17 protein-coding genes are annotated in these 15,547 nt (G+C 60.2%); 8 read left to right on the forward strand and 9 right to left on the reverse strand.

The genetic code is table 11. The features are described 5' to 3' along the window. Window positions 1–355 precede the first annotated feature (355 nt). Both QPL94_RS03250 and QPL94_RS03255 read right to left on the reverse strand, forming a co-directional pair. Window positions 356–1,537: an acetyl-CoA C-acyltransferase gene (locus tag QPL94_RS03250; RefSeq protein ID WP_285355497.1), complete on the reverse strand. Its 1,182-nt coding sequence runs from the start codon at window positions 1,535–1,537 to the stop codon at window positions 356–358. Between the two features lie 30 nt (window positions 1,538–1,567). After that, window positions 1,568–3,664 (reverse strand): 3-hydroxyacyl-CoA dehydrogenase NAD-binding domain-containing protein, encoded by a 2,097-nt coding sequence (locus tag QPL94_RS03255; protein WP_285355498.1) that lies wholly within the window; start codon window positions 3,662–3,664, stop codon window positions 1,568–1,570. Between the two features lie 201 nt (window positions 3,665–3,865). Between QPL94_RS03255 and QPL94_RS03260 the strand changes: the two genes are divergently transcribed. Continuing rightward, window positions 3,866–4,477, forward strand: a complete 612-nt coding sequence (locus QPL94_RS03260) for a TetR/AcrR family transcriptional regulator (RefSeq protein ID WP_285355499.1) — start codon at window positions 3,866–3,868, stop codon at window positions 4,475–4,477. Then, entirely contained in the window at window positions 4,467–5,282 is an 816-nt protein-coding gene (locus QPL94_RS03265) for a hypothetical protein (protein WP_285355500.1), read from the forward strand. Before QPL94_RS03260 ends, QPL94_RS03265 begins: the two co-directional genes overlap by 11 nt. Window positions 5,283–5,286: 4 nt before the next feature. On the opposite strand, the gene QPL94_RS03270 is transcribed toward QPL94_RS03265, so the two are convergent. The 3 genes from QPL94_RS03270 to QPL94_RS03275 form a co-directional block, all read right to left on the reverse strand. After that, a complete protein-coding gene (locus QPL94_RS03270) occupies window positions 5,287–5,511 on the reverse strand; it encodes a hypothetical protein (RefSeq protein WP_285355501.1) in 225 nt (74 codons plus the stop codon). After that, on the reverse strand, window positions 5,444–5,695 hold the full coding sequence (locus tag QPL94_RS21360) for an alpha/beta fold hydrolase (protein ID WP_350310602.1): 252 nt from the start codon (window positions 5,693–5,695) through the stop codon (window positions 5,444–5,446). The genes QPL94_RS03270 and QPL94_RS21360 overlap by 68 nt, the downstream gene beginning before the upstream one ends. Before the next feature lie 66 nt (window positions 5,696–5,761). Next, the gene (locus QPL94_RS03275) at window positions 5,762–6,670 is read right to left on the reverse strand and encodes an alpha/beta hydrolase (protein ID WP_285355502.1); all 909 of its coding nucleotides are present in this window, start codon (window positions 6,668–6,670) and stop codon (window positions 5,762–5,764) included. Between the two features lie 109 nt (window positions 6,671–6,779). On the opposite strand from QPL94_RS03275, the gene QPL94_RS03280 reads away from it, so the two are divergent. From QPL94_RS03280 to QPL94_RS03300, 5 genes are all read left to right on the forward strand, one after another. Continuing rightward, entirely contained in the window at window positions 6,780–7,784 is a 1,005-nt protein-coding gene (locus QPL94_RS03280) for a GlxA family transcriptional regulator (protein ID WP_285355503.1), read from the forward strand. Window positions 7,785–7,823: 39 nt separating this feature from the next. Then, window positions 7,824–8,774, forward strand: coding sequence for a 23S rRNA pseudouridine(2604) synthase RluF (rluF, locus tag QPL94_RS03285; RefSeq protein ID WP_285355505.1), 951 nt, complete (start codon window positions 7,824–7,826; stop codon window positions 8,772–8,774). Between the two features lie 79 nt (window positions 8,775–8,853). Beyond that, window positions 8,854–9,486, forward strand: a complete 633-nt coding sequence (locus QPL94_RS03290) for a MarC family protein (protein ID WP_285355507.1) — start codon at window positions 8,854–8,856, stop codon at window positions 9,484–9,486. A gap of 40 nt (window positions 9,487–9,526) precedes the next feature. Further along, complete coding sequence (locus QPL94_RS03295) at window positions 9,527–10,081, forward strand: gamma-glutamylcyclotransferase (RefSeq protein ID WP_285355508.1); 555 nt, start codon at window positions 9,527–9,529, stop codon at window positions 10,079–10,081. Between the two features lie 183 nt (window positions 10,082–10,264). After that, on the forward strand, window positions 10,265–10,699 hold the full coding sequence (locus tag QPL94_RS03300; RefSeq protein ID WP_285355509.1) for a hypothetical protein: 435 nt from the start codon (window positions 10,265–10,267) through the stop codon (window positions 10,697–10,699). On the opposite strand, the gene QPL94_RS03305 is transcribed toward QPL94_RS03300, so the two are convergent. Continuing rightward, complete coding sequence (locus tag QPL94_RS03305; protein WP_285355510.1) at window positions 10,672–11,580, reverse strand: DMT family transporter; 909 nt, start codon at window positions 11,578–11,580, stop codon at window positions 10,672–10,674. The genes QPL94_RS03300 and QPL94_RS03305 overlap by 28 nt on opposite strands. Before the next feature lie 234 nt (window positions 11,581–11,814). Between QPL94_RS03305 and QPL94_RS03310 the strand changes: the two genes are divergently transcribed. Further along, window positions 11,815–12,768: a LysR substrate-binding domain-containing protein gene (locus QPL94_RS03310; protein ID WP_285355511.1), complete on the forward strand. Its 954-nt coding sequence runs from the start codon at window positions 11,815–11,817 to the stop codon at window positions 12,766–12,768. Here the strand turns inward: QPL94_RS03310 and lhpI are convergent. The 3 genes from lhpI to QPL94_RS03325 are packed head-to-tail and all read right to left on the reverse strand — an operon-like array spanning window position 12,765 to window position 15,534. Next, window positions 12,765–13,712 (reverse strand): bifunctional Delta(1)-pyrroline-2-carboxylate/Delta(1)-piperideine-2-carboxylate reductase, encoded by a 948-nt coding sequence (gene lhpI, locus QPL94_RS03315; protein ID WP_285355512.1) that lies wholly within the window; start codon window positions 13,710–13,712, stop codon window positions 12,765–12,767. The genes QPL94_RS03310 and lhpI overlap by 4 nt on opposite strands. A 5-nt stretch (window positions 13,713–13,717) precedes the next feature. After that, window positions 13,718–14,638: a branched-chain amino acid ABC transporter permease gene (locus tag QPL94_RS03320; protein ID WP_285355513.1), complete on the reverse strand. Its 921-nt coding sequence runs from the start codon at window positions 14,636–14,638 to the stop codon at window positions 13,718–13,720. Window positions 14,639–14,643: 5 nt separating this feature from the next. Continuing rightward, window positions 14,644–15,534 carry a branched-chain amino acid ABC transporter permease gene (locus QPL94_RS03325; RefSeq protein WP_170979073.1) on the reverse strand — a complete coding sequence of 297 codons (891 nt, stop codon included), beginning with the start codon at window positions 15,532–15,534 and terminating at the stop codon, window positions 14,644–14,646. Between the last annotated feature and the right edge of the window lie 13 nt (window positions 15,535–15,547).

Below are 15,547 nucleotides of genomic sequence, written 5' to 3' on the forward strand. Positions count from 1 at the left end.
GGCCTATAAACTCTGGGGTGGCGCCGAATGGGTATCCCCTTTCAAAACACGCTCCTTCGGCCCATCCTTGGGGCGCTTGGACTCCGCCATCCATGGCTCCGTACAGTTTTGAAAGGGGATACCCATCCGACGCTTCGAGTCTGTTCGTGCCTGCTTTTGCACTTGGCCCTGGGCAATGCATGACTTGCGTTCAGAGTCTGCGCAGGTTTGACCTTGCACAAAGCTCGGGGCGGCTGGCCGGTAGGGGTGTCCAAAAACGTGCGGAGCCATGGATGGCGGAGCTCGAGCGTCACATGGACGTGCCGAAGGAGCGTGTTTTGGACACCCCTACCGGCCAGCCGCTTCTCCCCAGGCTTTAGGCAACCTCAAACAACCCGGCAGCACCCATACCCGTACCGACGCACATGGTAACGACGACGTATTTAACGCCACGGCGCTTGCCTTCGATCAGGGCGTGGCCGACCAGGCGGGAGCCGGTGGTGCCGTAGGGGTGGCCGACGGCAATGGCGCCGCCGTTGACGTTCAGGCGGTCCATCGGGATGCCCAGTTTGCGCTGGCAGTAGAGCACCTGAACGGCGAAGGCTTCGTTGAGTTCCCACAGGCCGATGTCGTCAACCGTCAGGCCGGCCCGCTTGAGCAGCTTGGGAACGGCGAATACCGGACCAATGCCCATTTCGTCGGGCTCACAACCGGCAACGGCGAAACCACGGAAGATACCCAGCGGGGTGGCACCGCGCTGTTCGGCCACCTTGCTGTCCATCAGGACACAGGCCGAAGCACCGTCGGAGAACTGGCTGGCGTTGCCGGCGGTGACTACGCCGCCTTCCTTCGCGGAGCGGATTTTGCTGACGCCTTCCAGGTTGGTGTCCGGGCGGATCCCTTCATCCTGGCTGACGGTGACTTCCTGGCTGCTGAGCTGGCCGGTGGCCTTGTCGGCGACGCCCATGGTGGTGGTGATGGGCACGATTTCATCGTCGAACTTACCGTCTTCGCGGGCCTTGGCGGCCAGGGTCTGACTGCGGACGCCGTATTCGTCCATGTCTTCTTTCTTGATGCCGTAGCGCTTGGCTACGGTTTCGGCGGTGTCCAGCATGGACCAGTACAGCTCCGGCTTGTTCTTCGCCAGCCAGGGTTCCATGAAGTAGTTCTGGTTGACGTTGGCCTGGACGGTGGAGATGGATTCCACGCCGCCGGCGACCATCACCGGTACCCGGTCCACGGCAATGTGGTGGGCCGCCATGGCGATGGCCTGCAGGCCCGACGAGCAGAAACGGTTGATGGTGGCGCCGGCCACGGAGACCGGCAGGCCGGCACGGATGGCGCCCATGCGGGCGACGTCGTTACCGGTGGAGCCTTCGGGCAGGGCGCAGCCCATCAGCACATCTTCAATTTCGTTGGGGTCGACTTTCGAGCGCTCGACCGCGTGCTGGATGGCGTGGCCCGCCAAAGTAGCACCGTGGGTCATGTTCAGGCCGCCGCGCCAGGATTTGGCCAGGGGCGTGCGGGCAGTGGATACGATGACAACATCATTGGACATAACAATTCTCCAGATAAATTCGTAGACCGGTTATTTGGCGTCGAAACCCTTGCCTTCCTCTGCGCGCCTGGCGAGCAGCGCTGCGGGCTCCCAGAAGCCCGGCTGGGTGTGGCGGTCTTCGGTAAAGGCCTGCATGGCGCGAACCACGTTGGGCAGCCCGACTTCCTCGGCGTAATGCATGGGGCCACCGCGGAATACCGGGAAGCCGTAGCCGGTCAGGTACACCATGTCGATGTCGGAGGCGCGCTGGGCGATGCCCTCGTCCAGAATCTGCGCGCCTTCGTTGACCAGGGCATAGACACAACGCTCGACGATTTCCTGGTTGCTGATCTTGCGGGGGGTGATGCCCAGCTCGGCGCGGACTTCGTCCACCACCTTGTCCACTTCCGGGTCGTGCAGGGCGTTGCGGTTGCCCGGCTCGTAGCGGTAGAAACCGGCGCCTGTCTTCTGGCCGTAGCGGCCCATCTCGCACAGGCGGTCCGCTACAACCATCTTCACCATGTCCGGGTTTTCTTCGTACTGGCGCTTGCGGATGGCCCAGCCGATGTCGCCGCCGGCCAGGTCGGCCATGCGCAGTGGGCCCATGGCAAAGCCGAATTTCTCGATGGCCTTGTCGATCTGTTGCACGCTGGCGCCTTCTTCCAGCATCAGCAGGGCTTCGCGCTGGTACTGGTTGATCATGCGGTTGCCGATAAAGCCGTCGCAGACGCCGGAAACCACGGCGGTCTTCTTGATGGTCTTGGCCAGTTTCATGGCGGTGGCCAGTACGTCCTTGGCGGTCTTGTCACCACGGACCACTTCCAGCAGCTTCATGATGTTGGCCGGGCTGAAGAAGTGCAGGCCGATGACGTCTTCCGGGCGTTTGGTGAAGCTGGCGATCTTGTTGAGATCCAGGGTGGAGGTGTTGGAGGCCAGGATGGCGCCTTGCTTGCACACTTCATCCAGCTTCTCGAACACGGACTGTTTCACGCCCATCTCCTCGAAGACGGCTTCGATCACCAGGTCGGCGTTGCCCAGGTCGTCATAGGACAGAGACGGCGACAGCAGGGCCATCTTGGCCTTGGCGTCGTCTTCGCTCATGCGGCCTTTCTTGACCCGACCTTCATAGACTTTCTGGATGGCGGCGACGCCGCGGTCCAGGCCTTCCTGCTTCATTTCCACGATAGTCACCGGGATGCCGGCGTTGAGGAAGTTGATGCTGATGCCGGTGCCCATAGTGCCGCCGCCGATGACGCCCACGGATTTGATGTCGCGAACCGGGGTGTCAGAAGGCACATCGGCAACTTTGCTGGTCAGCCGTTCGGAGAAGAACGCATGGCGCAGGGCGCGGGATTCCGGGGTCTGCATCAGGTTCACAAAGGCTTCGCGCTCGACCTGCATGCCCTTGTCAAAAGGCATGGTCACAGCGGCTTTTACCGCGTCCACGCACTTCAGCGGGGCCGGGTAGTTCTTCGTCATGGCACCCACGGTGTTGCGGGTGAACATGAAGAAGCCTTCCGGGTTGGGGTGTTTGGCCTTCAGGTCACGCACTTTTTTCAGTGGCAGGTTTTCATTGGCAACCTTGGTGGCGTAGGCGATGGCGGCGTCCAGTAGGTCGCCGTCCACGATTTCATCGAACAGCGCACTGCCCTTGAACTGTTTTGCGGGTACGGCACTGCCGGACACGATCATGTTGAGGGCGTGCTCAGCCCCAATCACCCGGGGCAGGCGCTGGGTGCCGCCGGCACCGGGCAGCAGGCCCAGCTTTACTTCCGGCAGGGCGATCTGGGCGTCGGGTTTGGCGATACGGTAGTTGCACCCCAGGGCCAGTTCCAGACCGCCGCCCATGCAGGCACCGCTGATGGCGGCAATGACCGGCTTGCGACTGCTTTCCACGTAGTTAATCACGGTGTTCAGGTTGGGTTCGGCGGTGGCTTTTCCGGTACCGAACTCACTGATGTCGGCACCACCGGAGAAAGCGCGGTCGGAGCCAATCAGGACAACGGCCTTGACTGCATCATCAGCTTCCGCCTGGAGGATGCCATTCACAATGCCCTGGCGCACGGCCAGACCGAGACCGTTAACCGGCGGATTGTCGAGTCGGATAACGGCAATAGCGCCGGTTAAATCGTAATGGGCGGTACTCATTGGGCAGCTCCCCTGATACTGGAATCGGGTTGATCGTCGGCATGAAGACTCGCATTGAAATCTCCATACACTGGTGTATTGTTGGTCCATACACTAATGTATGTTCTGGGCAGGGTCAACGGTTTCAAATTCGTTCGCCCTGTTCATGTAGAATGCACCCGCAGGTTTTCCAAACCGCCAGCAGCAGGATCTGACCACCGAATGACTGACACCCGACAGACCAGACGCAAAACCCCGGAAAAAGCACAACTGACCCGCGACGACTGGCTGGATGCCGCCGCCGGGGAAGTGGCGGCTGGCGGTTTCGGCCACTTGCGGGTGCTGACGTTGGCGAAGAAACTCGGTGTTACCCGGGGCAGTTTCTACTGGCACTTCAAGGACCACGAGGACCTGGTGGTCAGCTTTCTTGATCGCTGGCGGGACCGGCGGCTCCATGAACTTCAGTACTGGAAACCCAAAGGCGGCGATGTGGAGACCGAGCTGCGGCAGATCCTTGAGTTGCTGCTCACCGATGCGTCCCGCAACATCCGCCGCCTGCAGGTGGAGCTGGCGGTGCGGGATTTCGCTCGTCGGAACGATTATGCGGCAGACCTGGTGACCGAAGTGGACGAAGCCCGCATCAACCAGAACTGCGAACTCTACGAACGCCTGAGCAGTGACCCCCAGCGCATCCGGGATCTGTCACTGCTGATGTATGTGGCTACTATCGGCTCCCAGGTGGTGCTTACGGGGAAAAAGGGCGATGCCGAGACCATCCGCCGGGTTGAAGACCTGATGGCACGCCTGGCATTGGGGCAGCGTGATGACAACTAGATGGCTGGCCCTGGTCGTGCTTGGCGCCTGCGTTGGCTCTGCCCAGGCCGCCCCTGCCGATGATGCCTGTATGGAAGGCGCGAAAACCGAACTGGAAGAGCTGTACTGCACCATCGTCAGCGAAGGACAGGGCGCCGGCTTACCGTCGCCAACGGATTTCAAACGCAACGATCCGGGTGTTCAGGCGTTGCTTTTACGCCGCCCTGCCGGTCGCCTGGGTCTGGAGGTACCGCAGGTCAGTGGTACCTCGGCGAAGTCGCAGCCGCCACACGCAAAACCAGAACCCGCACCTGCCGAAACGGAAGACGATCCTGATCCAACAGGCCGGTTGACTGAGTGCCGCCTGGAAGGCAAGCGCATTACCTGCCCACAACGCCGTTTCGAGCTTGTTGCAAACCAACCGAACAGCAAGCTGGCGGAGGGTGTGCTTGAGCCGCACAATCGCCTGGGGCTGAGCGCGTTCAAGGACAACCGGAATGACGAGGAGGAGGTCCGGCGTTACCTGTCAGACGCCTATGACCGATACATCCCCAAAATGGTGGACATCGGCCTGGGCGCCAATACCATGAGTTTTACCGCGTTCCACAATGCCTTCCATACCATGGAGGAAGGCGGGGTCGACTTTGCCCGGCGCATGGAGCAGACATTCGCGCTGCTCAAACAGGACAAGAAAACCCTGGCGGTAAAAGCCCGTTATCACGATGAGTTGCCGCAGGACCTCTCCCTGTGCACGGTGATCAACCGCGACATCGTTGTGTGCGATAACGTGGGTACCAACTGGGTGTTCGTCAGCCCCTCCCGTTAGCCGTTCAATCGTTATCCAGGAAATCGTTGAGGTAGCCCGCCACCGCAGCCGGCTGCTCTTCCTGCAGGAAATGCCCCAACCAGGTTTCTTCCGCACCGGGAATCATTGCCTCGGGCAGCCCCGGTGTCTGCATGAAATGCTGGTACCAGTAGGCAGCCCCGCTACCGGCGCGAACTTTCTCGATCACTTCCTGGTTGCCTTTCAGATTGTTGATGATGGCAATGTTCATGATCACCATCCGGGGCAATGATACGAAACCCCGGTTTCAGGTGTGCGGCCACGTGCTCCCAACAGTAGGAGCTCTCCGGCCAGCCGTGGATCATCACCAGCGGCTGGTCCTCGGGATCGCCGCCTTCCCGCCAGGCGAACCGGCCCCGGGACGTTTGTTGCTGTTTTGGATCGGACAGTTGCATTGCGGGACTCCGTGTCTGTTAGCGGTTCTGCTGCAAAACCATAAACCGCTCAACGCGAGGTCGCAATCAGACGGTGTCCACCGGACGACCCAGATCCCGAAGTACGGTTTCCACAACCATGGGGCTCCACAGCAATCGATGGTGTCCCAACCCCCGGGTGCGCAACACGTTGGCGTTTGCCCAGTTGTTGTAAACCCGCTCACTTTCCTCGGGTGAGATGGAGGTGTCGTCGTCATCAACCACAAGCAGGCCCCGCTGGGTGAGTGACTGTGACAGGGTTTCCAGATTCAGCTGCTCCCACACCGTTGCTCCGAAACGCTCTTCCATCAGTTGCAGGTGAACCGCCAGAACCTCTGGGCTCAGCCCGAGTTGCCGGCCCAGATTTTCCATCACAGCCGCGAGACTGACCGGCGGCGCCAGCATCACCAGGTAGTTGGTCTGAAGGCCGTCCGCGATGGCCCGGGCAACAGCAATGCAGCCAATGGAGTGGGCCAGCACACTGTGCACCCTGCCGACACTGGCCGCCACTTTTGCGGCGACTTCGGCGATTTCAAACAAATCCGTGCTTTCGCCCTGGGCGCGTCCGTGGGCCGGGGCATCGAACAGCACCACACGATAGCCCGCCTCCACCAGGGGATTTACCCAGGCGCCGAATTGGATGCCGGCTCCGGCCCAGCCATGGACGCCGAGAATGGCCGGCCCCTGGCCCCAGGAGTAAACCGGGATGGTGCGGGCGCCATGCTGGAGCTGGGTATAGCTGTCGGCGCTGTCCAGCAGGTATTCATAGCGGATTGGCACAGGCAGGCGGGAGGGCCTGAAGGCCATGCGGTTGACCAGTCGGCCGGCTTTCTGCGGTGAAACCTTGCCATACAGCTGCAGGGCCAGCCGGGTGGCGGAGAACCCGGCATCGCGTGGAGCCTTCTGGATCGCCGGGCGTTGAAAGATCTCTGATTGGGTGTTCAATTGTGAGGTCATGGTGAAAGTCCTTCTTCCTGCGTTGGTGAATGACAGGTTCAGGTTAGGGCTTGCAGCTTGTCAGCAGGAGTGTCATATTTGACATATAAAGTGCGAAAAGGGCCAATTCATGTTCAACATTGCCATCGTTGCCTTGCCCAACTGCCATGCCTCCGGCGTGCACGGTGTGATGGATTTCTTTACCGTTGCCAATTACTGTGGCCGCGCCCCAGCTGGCCACAGCGAGCCGTTGTTCAACTGCCAGGTGGTAACGGTGGACGACGAACCTGTGCGTGGCTACAGCGGCGCCTTGGTCACACCGACCATTGAACGGGGGCGCTTCCAGGCGGATCTGATCGTGGTCGGCTCTGCTGTTGAAGCCGCCGTTGGTGTGGAACGCCTTGAGCAAACCCTGGCCCCGTCAAAACCCCTGTTTGGCTGGCTGCAGGGAGCCTTGGAGCGGGGCGCGGTGCTTGCCAGTGTCTGTACCGGCAGTTTTGTGCTGGCGGAAGCGGGGCTGCTGGATGACCAGGTGGCCACCACCCACTGGCGGGCCGCCCCGCTTTTCCGCAGCCGCTACCCGCATCTGCGTCTGGAAGAGGATCAACTGCTGGTGGATAACGGCCAGGTCATCTGTGCCGGCGGTGCCACCGCGTTTATGGACATGTGCATTTATCTGGTGGAGCGTTTCGCGTCACCCGCTGTTGCCCTGGCCTGCAGCAAGATGCTGGTACTGGATGGCCGCCGCACGGAGCAGACACCCTACATGGCGTTCTACAGCCAGAAAGCCCATCAGGATGACGCTATCCGGAAGGCCCAAGGATGGCTTGAACAGCATTACGCAGACGCGCTGACCATCGATGAGGTGGCTGCTGTAGCCGGCCTTGGCACCCGAACCTTCAAGCGACGTTTCAAGGAAGCCACCGGGGAAACCCCCCTCGGCTACCTGCAGCATCTGCGCATTGAGGCAGCGAAACATTTGCTGGAATCCAGCCGGGAACAGACGGCTCGCATTATCTGGAGCGTGGGTTACGAAGACGCCAGTTCGTTCCGAAGGCTGTTCAAACGCACGGTAGGTTGTACCATGGAGCACTATCGCAAGCGTTTCAGCTATGTATCCCCACATGCAGCGTAGACCGTAAACGACCCTGACCAGACTCTTTATAGGAACTCCATGCCCGGTAAACACTCGACCCGCCTCAACAAATACATCAGTGAGAGTGGCATGTGTTCCCGGCGGGAGGCAGACCGCTACATCGAGAACGGCAACGTCGCCATCAATGGCAAGGCCGCCCAGGTTGGGGACCAGGTCCTGCCCGGGGATAAAGTCACGGTTAACGGACAGCTGATCGAGCCACGGGATGAAGAAGACCTGATCTTTATCGCCCTGAACAAACCCGTAGGCGTGGTCAGCACCACCGACCCGGCGGAGCCCAGGAACATCGTCAATCATGTGGGCCATGGCGAGCGGATATTTCCCATCGGCCGCCTCGACAAGGACTCCCAGGGGCTGATCTTTCTTACCAGCAACGGCGACCTGGTCAACAAGATCCTGCGGGCCGGTAACAACCACGAGAAAGAGTACCTGGTCACCGTCAACAAGCCGGTGACTGCGGAGTTTGTGCAGGGCATGAGTGCCGGCGTGCCGATCCTGGGCACGGTCACCAAGCGCTGCAAGGTAGAGAAGGTCTCCCGGTTCGTGTTCCGAATCGTCCTGGTGCAGGGCCTGAACCGACAAATCCGCCGCATGTGCGAGTTCTTTGATTACGATGTCACCAGGCTCGAGCGGGTACGCATCATGAACATCAGCCTGAAGGGATTGCCGGTTGGCGAGTGGCGTGACCTGGGTGAAAAGGAGTTGAAGGGCCTGTTTGACATGATCCGGGATTCGTCGTCGGAGGCCAGTCCGGATACCCGCAGCGAAACGAAGAAGCCGGCGGCGAAAAAACCGGGCAAAAAGGCCGGCAAACCGCCCCAGGGCGCTCGCGGTAAGAATGCAAAAGGCGGGTTGCCTGGAAAATCGCCTGGGAAACCGGCCGGAAAACGCGGTAAACCCCCGCGGCCGGGAAAACCCGCAAAACCGGTGAAGCCACGTAAACCCCGGAAATCCAGCGTTAAACGGTAGAGTAGGTTCACTTCCGTACGGCACTCAGGCACCACTGCCGTTATGCTATACCGTTTTCACTTCTGGCCGGATATTCTGAATGTTTGAAGCGTTTGTCAGTACCTACATCAGCAGCACGATTCGATTTCTGTTCCTGCTGGCCCCGTTCTTTGTGGTAACCATGTTCCTGGCGCTTACCCGGGGCTTGCCGGCGGCGGAAAAGAGCTCGATTATCCGCCGCTCGACCGTGTCGGCGCTGATCCTGGGGCTGATACTGTTTTTTGCCGGCCCGCTGCTGTTCAGCGCCATCGGTATTACCCTGAACTCGTTCCGGATTGGCGCCGGCAGTCTGCTGTTTCTCACCGCTATCAGCCTGGTCACCAGTGGCACCCGCAACCACGCCACCGGTCTGCCGGATGAGGACCGTGACGACATCGCCGTGGTTCCCCTGGCCATTCCGGTGATGATCGGCCCGGCCACCATCGGTGCCATCCTGGTCTACGGCGCCGAGCTGAGTAGCGTTCCGGAAGTGGCAGGCGGTCTGCTGGGGCTGGTGTCAGGGTTGGTCATATTGGGAGTATTGCTGCACCTGTCCGGTTATCTTGAAAAGGTTCTGGGCAAAACCGGGCTGAACATACTCTCCAAGATCAGCGGGCTGATCCTGTCTGCCATGGCGGCAGAAATTGTACTGACGGGCATCGCCGGATTTATCGCGTCGACGGCGGCCACCTGATGGTCTCAACCAGCGTTCGTGAGAGAGGGGCAGTACCACAATGTCATTTGATACCGTAGAGCATAACCGCAGCCGCCAGCAGTTCGACGGGGTGTCTTCCGTATGGCTATTTGGCTATGGCTCTCTGATCTACAAGGTGGATTTCCCGTTCCTTGAGCAGCGCCCCGCAACCATTGAGGGTTGGGCCAGGCGGTTCTGGCAGGGCTCCCACGATCACCGCGGTACACCAGAAGCACCGGGCCGGGTAGTCACGCTGATCGAGCAGTCTGGCGCGGTGTGCAAGGGCATGGCCTATCGGGTGTCACCGGAGGTGTTCGAACATCTGGACGTACGCGAGAAAAATGGCTACCTGCGTTTCAGCACCCCCATGGCGTTTGACGATGGCAGCAGCGCAGAAGGCCTTGTGTACATCGCCACCGAAGACAATGCCGCTTTCCTGGGGCCAGCCCCTGTCCTGGACATCGCCCGCCAGATTGCTCGTTCGTCCGGCCCCAGCGGCCCCAACAGTGAATATCTGTTGAAACTGGCTGAGGCCCTCAGAGCCCTCGGAGATCACGACCCACACGTATTTGAACTGGAATCCCACCTGATCTGATCCAGTTGCGCGTCAACCGGCGGCAGCAACTGTAAAGACTGTCAGCGCCAACGTAAAAGAAGTGCAAAGCGGCTCCTGATCGCCTGACATTAACCGGTAATTCCGTAACCTGAACTCAGGGAGCACACACATCGTGTCGGTGAGTGCTGGTATCCGGGATCTGAAAAGATCGGGAGATGAACGATGAAAAAGTTTCTGATCGGAAGTTGTCTTATCGGCCTGATGATGGCCACCGCTCCTGCCATGGCGGACTCTTACAAACGCGAAGATCACAAGGCGGGATACCATCAGAGGGTGGACCACGGCAAGGGCGCCCCCCACCACAAGAAGTTTTTGACGTCCCAGCACCGTGACAGGTACGCCGACCACGGCTACCGGGACCGCAAGCACGGCTGGAAACACAAAAAGCACAGCAAGCGTCATCACGGCTGGAAGCACAAGCAGTTCCAGCAGCGTAAACACGGCTACCATGGCCACAAACGCCACTGGAACAAGAGCCGGTACGACCGCCACTATGATCACGGCACCCGTTACCGATTCCGCTATAACAGTGGCTCTTATCCGGTAGAGCATCAGGTTTTACAGGGAGCTCAGCTGCTCATTGATGTTACCCGCTGAGTATCCGGATTAAAGCCTCTGGCCGGCGCCCTTGTGCGGCGCCGGTGTTGCTGCAGGCCTATCAGTATCAGTGGCACCACGATCATGGTGCTGCCAGCCAGGAACCACAGGTCCGGCACTTCGGAGAACCAGATCCAGCCAATTCCCACAGCCCAGATCAGCCCGGTGTATTCGGCGGCAGTCACCTGGTTGGCATCCACCTGCCGGTAGGCCAGCAATACGGTGATGTTGTAGCCCAGGATAAACAGGGCGGAACCCAGGGCGCTGACCAGTATCGAGCTGTCCCAGGCGGCACCTTCCCAGAGTGCCAGAGCGCCGGCGGCCGGTATGATCAGCACGTAATTCAGTAGCAGCTTGTGCACGGTGGTCTGTTCTTTCGGTAGCTTGCGGACCATGACGGCGTTGATGGCCAGGGCAAAGGCGGAGGCCAGGGCGGCGATGGCCGCCCAGTTGAATTCCACCGGCCGCAGGATAACGATGATGCCGCCGAACCCGCTGAACACGGCAAATACGCTCAGCGGGGTGAGTTTTTCCCGGAACAGGAAGACGGACAGCACCATGACCAGGATGGGGGCGGCGTAGAACACGGCGTTGGCGGTGGCCAGCGGCAGGTTTGCCAGGGCAACGACCATGCAGAGAATGCCTGCCAGGTGTATATGGGCGCGAACGGCGTGGATCTTGAAGCCGGAGAACAGGTGCTTCCTGTTGAGCTGTCCTGCCAGGGGTAATAGAAGCAGCAGGGTGATGACGCAGCGCAGGAAGGCAAACTGGAAAATCGGCGCACCGGGCTCCATCAGTTTGATGAACACGTCGCTGATCAATGCCATGGCGTTGCCGATCACCAGCAGAAGGATTGCGCTGTTTACGGTTTTGCCTGACATAGGATTCCCCTCGAACTCTTAGATATCCAGCTTCGGAGCATTCGCCGGGCGGGTAGGCCTCTCCGAAACACGCCTCAAGACGTCCCTGTTCGGCTCGGGCTCCGCCATCCATGGCTCCGCACGGTTTCGGAGAGGCCTACCCGCCCGGCTCCCTCAACTTTGTGATGGCATTCTATGCCTGTGCTAATATCCGATAAAATGATCTTTACTCCATCGGTATTAGAAAAGTAGATAATGAAGCTTCCACCCCTGAAATCTCTGCCCGTATTCGAAGCCGTTGCCCGGTTGAACAGTTTTTCGCTGGCGGCGGAAGAACTGGCTGTGAGCCAGAGTGCGGTCAGTCATCAGATCAAGCAGCTGGAGACCTATCTGGGTGAGAAGCTGTTCTGGCGTAGTGGGCGAACGCTCGCGCTGACGGACGAGGGGCGGCAGTATCTGGATGGAGTCGGGTCGGCACTGTTGCAGATCGAGCGGGTAAGTGAGCAATTGCTGGGGCATGAAGAGTCGCGGTTGCGGCTGTCGGTGTTCAGTTCGTTTGCGGTGCGCTGGCTGGTGCCGCGGTTGCCGGATTTGCAGCGGGAGTATCCGCAGCTGGAGCTGTCGCTGGAGATGAGCAGTGAGAATCCGGTGTTGTCAGACCGGGTGGCGGATTGTTTTATTACCATCAAGCCAGCGTCGGCGGCGTTCAGTTATGAGTTGTTGTATACCGAGCGGTTGTTTCCGGTGTGCAGTCAGGATTACTGGCAGCGTATCCGCCGTGAGCTGGGGCGGGATGCGGAGGTTGAGGGGCGGGATGAGCCGGAGTTATCTCCGGACGAAGTGTCCCGGTTTCCGCTGCTTTCAACACACAGCATTTTCGACAAGGCTGCCGGTGACTGGGAAGCCTGGTATCGGGGGGTGGATCTGAAGGTTCCCGCTACGGCCCGGATCCAGCATTTCAGTCACATGCTGCTGGCGCTGGAGGCGGCGCGCTACCATCAGGGTATCGCCCTGACCAACGATTACATGCTCAGTACCCGGAAGGACTCAGGGGACTTTGTGCGGTTGCCCTGTCACTCGGTGATGACCGGGGACAAATTCTACTTCGCCTGGAAAACCAGCCGCAGGCGTGAAAAGGGCATTCAACTACTCCGGCGATGGCTGGTGAGTCAGGCCATTGAGGGCGGGCTCCGCAGTGAGGCAGACTAAGTTTCCCGGACACCTTCCAGGGTTTCCCAGACTTCGATGGCGGCGGCGAGGTCTTCCAGCGAGGCTCCTACGGATTTGAAGAGGGTGATGGCCTCATCGTCTGTGCGCCCGGGTTTGTCGCCCCTCAGTAATTCCGCCAGTTCGGCCCGCAGGTTGGCCTTGCTGAAAACCCCTGCGTCGATGGCCTGAAGAATATCGCCGGCCTCACCCAGGGCGCCGGCGTAGGTGTCCACAAAGACCTCGCTGCGAGCCAGGCAGTGGCTGTCGGTTTCACGCATGGACGGCCGGAATGCCCCCACAAGATCCAGGTGGCTGCCAGGTTGCAGCCATTCACCCCGGATCAGCGGTTCGGTCGACAGGGTTGCGCAGCTGATGATATCTGCCTCCGGCACTGCGGTTTCCAGATCCGTTACCGCCTGGCAGTCGAACCGGTCCCGGAATCTGTCGGCGAGGGCGTCTGCCTTGTCCGGATTGCGGCCCCAGACCCGCACCGTGCGGATGGGGCGAACAGCCGCGTGAGCCTCGATCAGCATTGGCGCCAGCTTGCCGGTGCCAACCACCAGCAACGATGCAGCATCCTGCCGTGCCAGCTCGCGGGCAGCCAGGGCTGAAGCTGCTGCGGTCCGCCGGCTGGTCAGGGCGCTGCCGTCGATACAGGCGAGCGGAGTGCCATGTTGTCCTTCGCAAAGAATGTACAGACCCGAGATGGCGGGCAGGCCGGCGTTGGCGTTCTGGGGAAAAACGTTGACCATCTTCATGCCGATGTAACCTGCCTGTTCCCAGGCGGGCATCAGAAGCATGGTGGCCTCCCCATCCGGGCGGTGCATGGCGTGATGATGCCGTGGTGGGGCTTCCACGCCGTCGCGAAAGGTAGTTGCTAGACGCTCGATCAGTGCCGGCCACGCCAGTGCGCCGGCCACTTCCTTTGCAGAGATAACGCGCATAGACCTCAACCCCCCTTACGACTGATCAGTCGCTGGAGTTCACCAATGATGCCGCGACGGAATACCATGACGCAGACCACGAATATGGTACCGAGTATCACCTGTACCCAGGAGCCGTAGGCGGACAATTCGTGGCTGAGGGCACCCACGGTGATGGCGCCAACGACCGGGCCGAAGATGGTGCCCAGTCCGCCGACCAGTGTCATCAGAATGACCTCACCGGAAGTTTGCCAGTGAGCGCTGGTGAGCGCGGCAAACTGAAAAATGATTGCTTTGGTGGCACCGGCCAGCCCGGCCAGGGTGGCAGATATGACGAAGGCCAGCAGTTTGAAGTGATCCACGTCGTAGCCCAGGGACAGGGCCCGGGATTCATTTTCACGGATCGCTTGCAGCACTTCACCAAACGGCGAGTTGATGGTTCGATAGATAATGCCGAAGCCGAGTAGGAAAATGGCAAAGACGAAGTAGTACATGGCGAGGGAGTTGTTCAGGTCAATCAGGCCGAACAGGTGTCCCCGCGGAATACCCTGCAGACCATTTTCGCCGCCGGTGAATGGCATCTGCAGTGCCAGGAAGTAAATGATCTGGGCCAGTGCCAGGGTCACCATGGCGAAGTAAATGCCCTGGCGGCGTATGGCCAGGAAACCGAAGGCCGCCCCGAGCACCATGGCAAACCCCGCGCCGGCGAGTATGCCAAGCAGCGGGCTAAAGCCCCATTCCTTGGTGACGTAGCCGGTAACGTAAGCGGCGCCGCCGAAGAACGCGGCGTGACCGAAAGATAACAGGCCGGCGTACCCCAGCAACAAGTTGAAGGCACAGGCGAACAGTGCGAAGCACAGCAGGTCCATGACGAACACAGGGTAGGCAAACAGGGGCGCGGTCAGACCTGCCACCAGCATGAGGATAAAGAGTATGCGATTGGTCATGGCGCTTACTTCTCCTTACCAAACAGGCCGGCGGGACGGAACAACAGGACCAGCACCATAAGGAAGAAAATAACGGTACTGGCGGCGGGCGGGTAGAACACCTTGGTCAGCCCCTCAACCAGTCCCAGGGCTAGTCCTGAGAGGATGGCGCCCATGATCGAGCCCATGCCGCCGATGACCACCACGGCAAACACCACGATGATCAGGTCCGCCCCCATCAGCGGGCTGACGGAGTAGATGGGAGCCGCCAGCACCCCGGCCAGGCCGGCCAGCCCGGCGCCGAAGGCGAAGGTCAGGGTGACCATGAGGGGGACATTCAGGCCGAAGGCCTGGGTCAGGTCGGGGTTCTCCACGCCGGCTCGCAGCCTGGAGCCGAGTTTGGTGTGTTCGATGGCCCACCAGGTGGCGAAACAGACCACCAGGGAAAACACGATGGCAAACAGACGGTAGGTCGGGAAGTACATGAACCCGAGGTTTACCACGCCACTGAGCGCTTCTGGCTGGCCCGGGTAGGGCGTGCCGGAAACATTGAAATAGTTGGCGAACAGACCCTGAAGGATGAGCGTGATGCCAAAGGTGAGCAGCAGGCCGTAAATATGGTCGAGCTCGTACAGCCGTTTGAGCATCAGACGTTCAATCAGCACTCCGAGAATGCCGACGATAACCGGTGCCACCAGCAGTGACGCCCAGAAACCGATCTGAAGGCTGATGCCGAACCATTGTTCCAGGAGAGAGTAGCCGATGAGGGCAATGAACGCCCCCAGCATGTACATGGCGCCATGGGCAAAGTTGATGATATTCAGCAAGCCGAATATCACCGCAAGCCCCAGGCTCAACATGGCATAAAACACACCCACGTTCAGCCCAAGCAGCGCCTGGGCCATTATGACCTGCATTGACACGTTGGCT

Origin of the sequence: Marinobacter sp. SS13-12, from assembly GCF_030227115.1 — a bacterium.
GTDB lineage: Bacteria > Pseudomonadota > Gammaproteobacteria > Pseudomonadales > Oleiphilaceae > Marinobacter.

What these genes read in the sequence shown, in the direction of transcription:
- QPL94_RS03300 (WP_285355509.1), top strand. Translation starts at nt 10,265, where the DNA reads ATGAAAAAGTTTCTGATCGGAAGTTGTCTTATCGGCCTGATGATGGCC.
- lhpI (WP_285355512.1), bottom strand. Translation starts at nt 13,712, where the DNA reads ATGCGCGTTATCTCTGCAAAGGAAGTGGCCGGCGCACTGGCGTGGCCG.
- QPL94_RS03275 (WP_285355502.1), bottom strand. Translation starts at nt 6,670, where the DNA reads ATGACCTCACAATTGAACACCCAATCAGAGATCTTTCAACGCCCGGCG.
- QPL94_RS03290 (WP_285355507.1), top strand. Translation starts at nt 8,854, where the DNA reads ATGTTTGAAGCGTTTGTCAGTACCTACATCAGCAGCACGATTCGATTT.
- QPL94_RS03250 (WP_285355497.1), bottom strand. Translation starts at nt 1,537, where the DNA reads ATGTCCAATGATGTTGTCATCGTATCCACTGCCCGCACGCCCCTGGCC.
- QPL94_RS03280 (WP_285355503.1), top strand. Translation starts at nt 6,780, where the DNA reads ATGTTCAACATTGCCATCGTTGCCTTGCCCAACTGCCATGCCTCCGGC.
- QPL94_RS03270 (WP_285355501.1), bottom strand. Translation starts at nt 5,511, where the DNA reads ATGAACATTGCCATCATCAACAATCTGAAAGGCAACCAGGAAGTGATC.
- QPL94_RS03305 (WP_285355510.1), bottom strand. Translation starts at nt 11,580, where the DNA reads ATGTCAGGCAAAACCGTAAACAGCGCAATCCTTCTGCTGGTGATCGGC.
- QPL94_RS03310 (WP_285355511.1), top strand. Translation starts at nt 11,815, where the DNA reads ATGAAGCTTCCACCCCTGAAATCTCTGCCCGTATTCGAAGCCGTTGCC.
- QPL94_RS03260 (WP_285355499.1), top strand. Translation starts at nt 3,866, where the DNA reads ATGACTGACACCCGACAGACCAGACGCAAAACCCCGGAAAAAGCACAA.
- QPL94_RS03325 (WP_170979073.1), bottom strand. Translation starts at nt 15,534, where the DNA reads ATGCAGGTCATAATGGCCCAGGCGCTGCTTGGGCTGAACGTGGGTGTG.
- QPL94_RS03255 (WP_285355498.1), bottom strand. Translation starts at nt 3,664, where the DNA reads ATGAGTACCGCCCATTACGATTTAACCGGCGCTATTGCCGTTATCCGA.
- QPL94_RS03295 (WP_285355508.1), top strand. Translation starts at nt 9,527, where the DNA reads ATGTCATTTGATACCGTAGAGCATAACCGCAGCCGCCAGCAGTTCGAC.
- QPL94_RS21360 (WP_350310602.1), bottom strand. Translation starts at nt 5,695, where the DNA reads ATGCAACTGTCCGATCCAAAACAGCAACAAACGTCCCGGGGCCGGTTC.
- QPL94_RS03320 (WP_285355513.1), bottom strand. Translation starts at nt 14,638, where the DNA reads ATGACCAATCGCATACTCTTTATCCTCATGCTGGTGGCAGGTCTGACC.
- rluF (WP_285355505.1), top strand. Translation starts at nt 7,824, where the DNA reads ATGCCCGGTAAACACTCGACCCGCCTCAACAAATACATCAGTGAGAGT.
- QPL94_RS03265 (WP_285355500.1), top strand. Translation starts at nt 4,467, where the DNA reads ATGACAACTAGATGGCTGGCCCTGGTCGTGCTTGGCGCCTGCGTTGGC.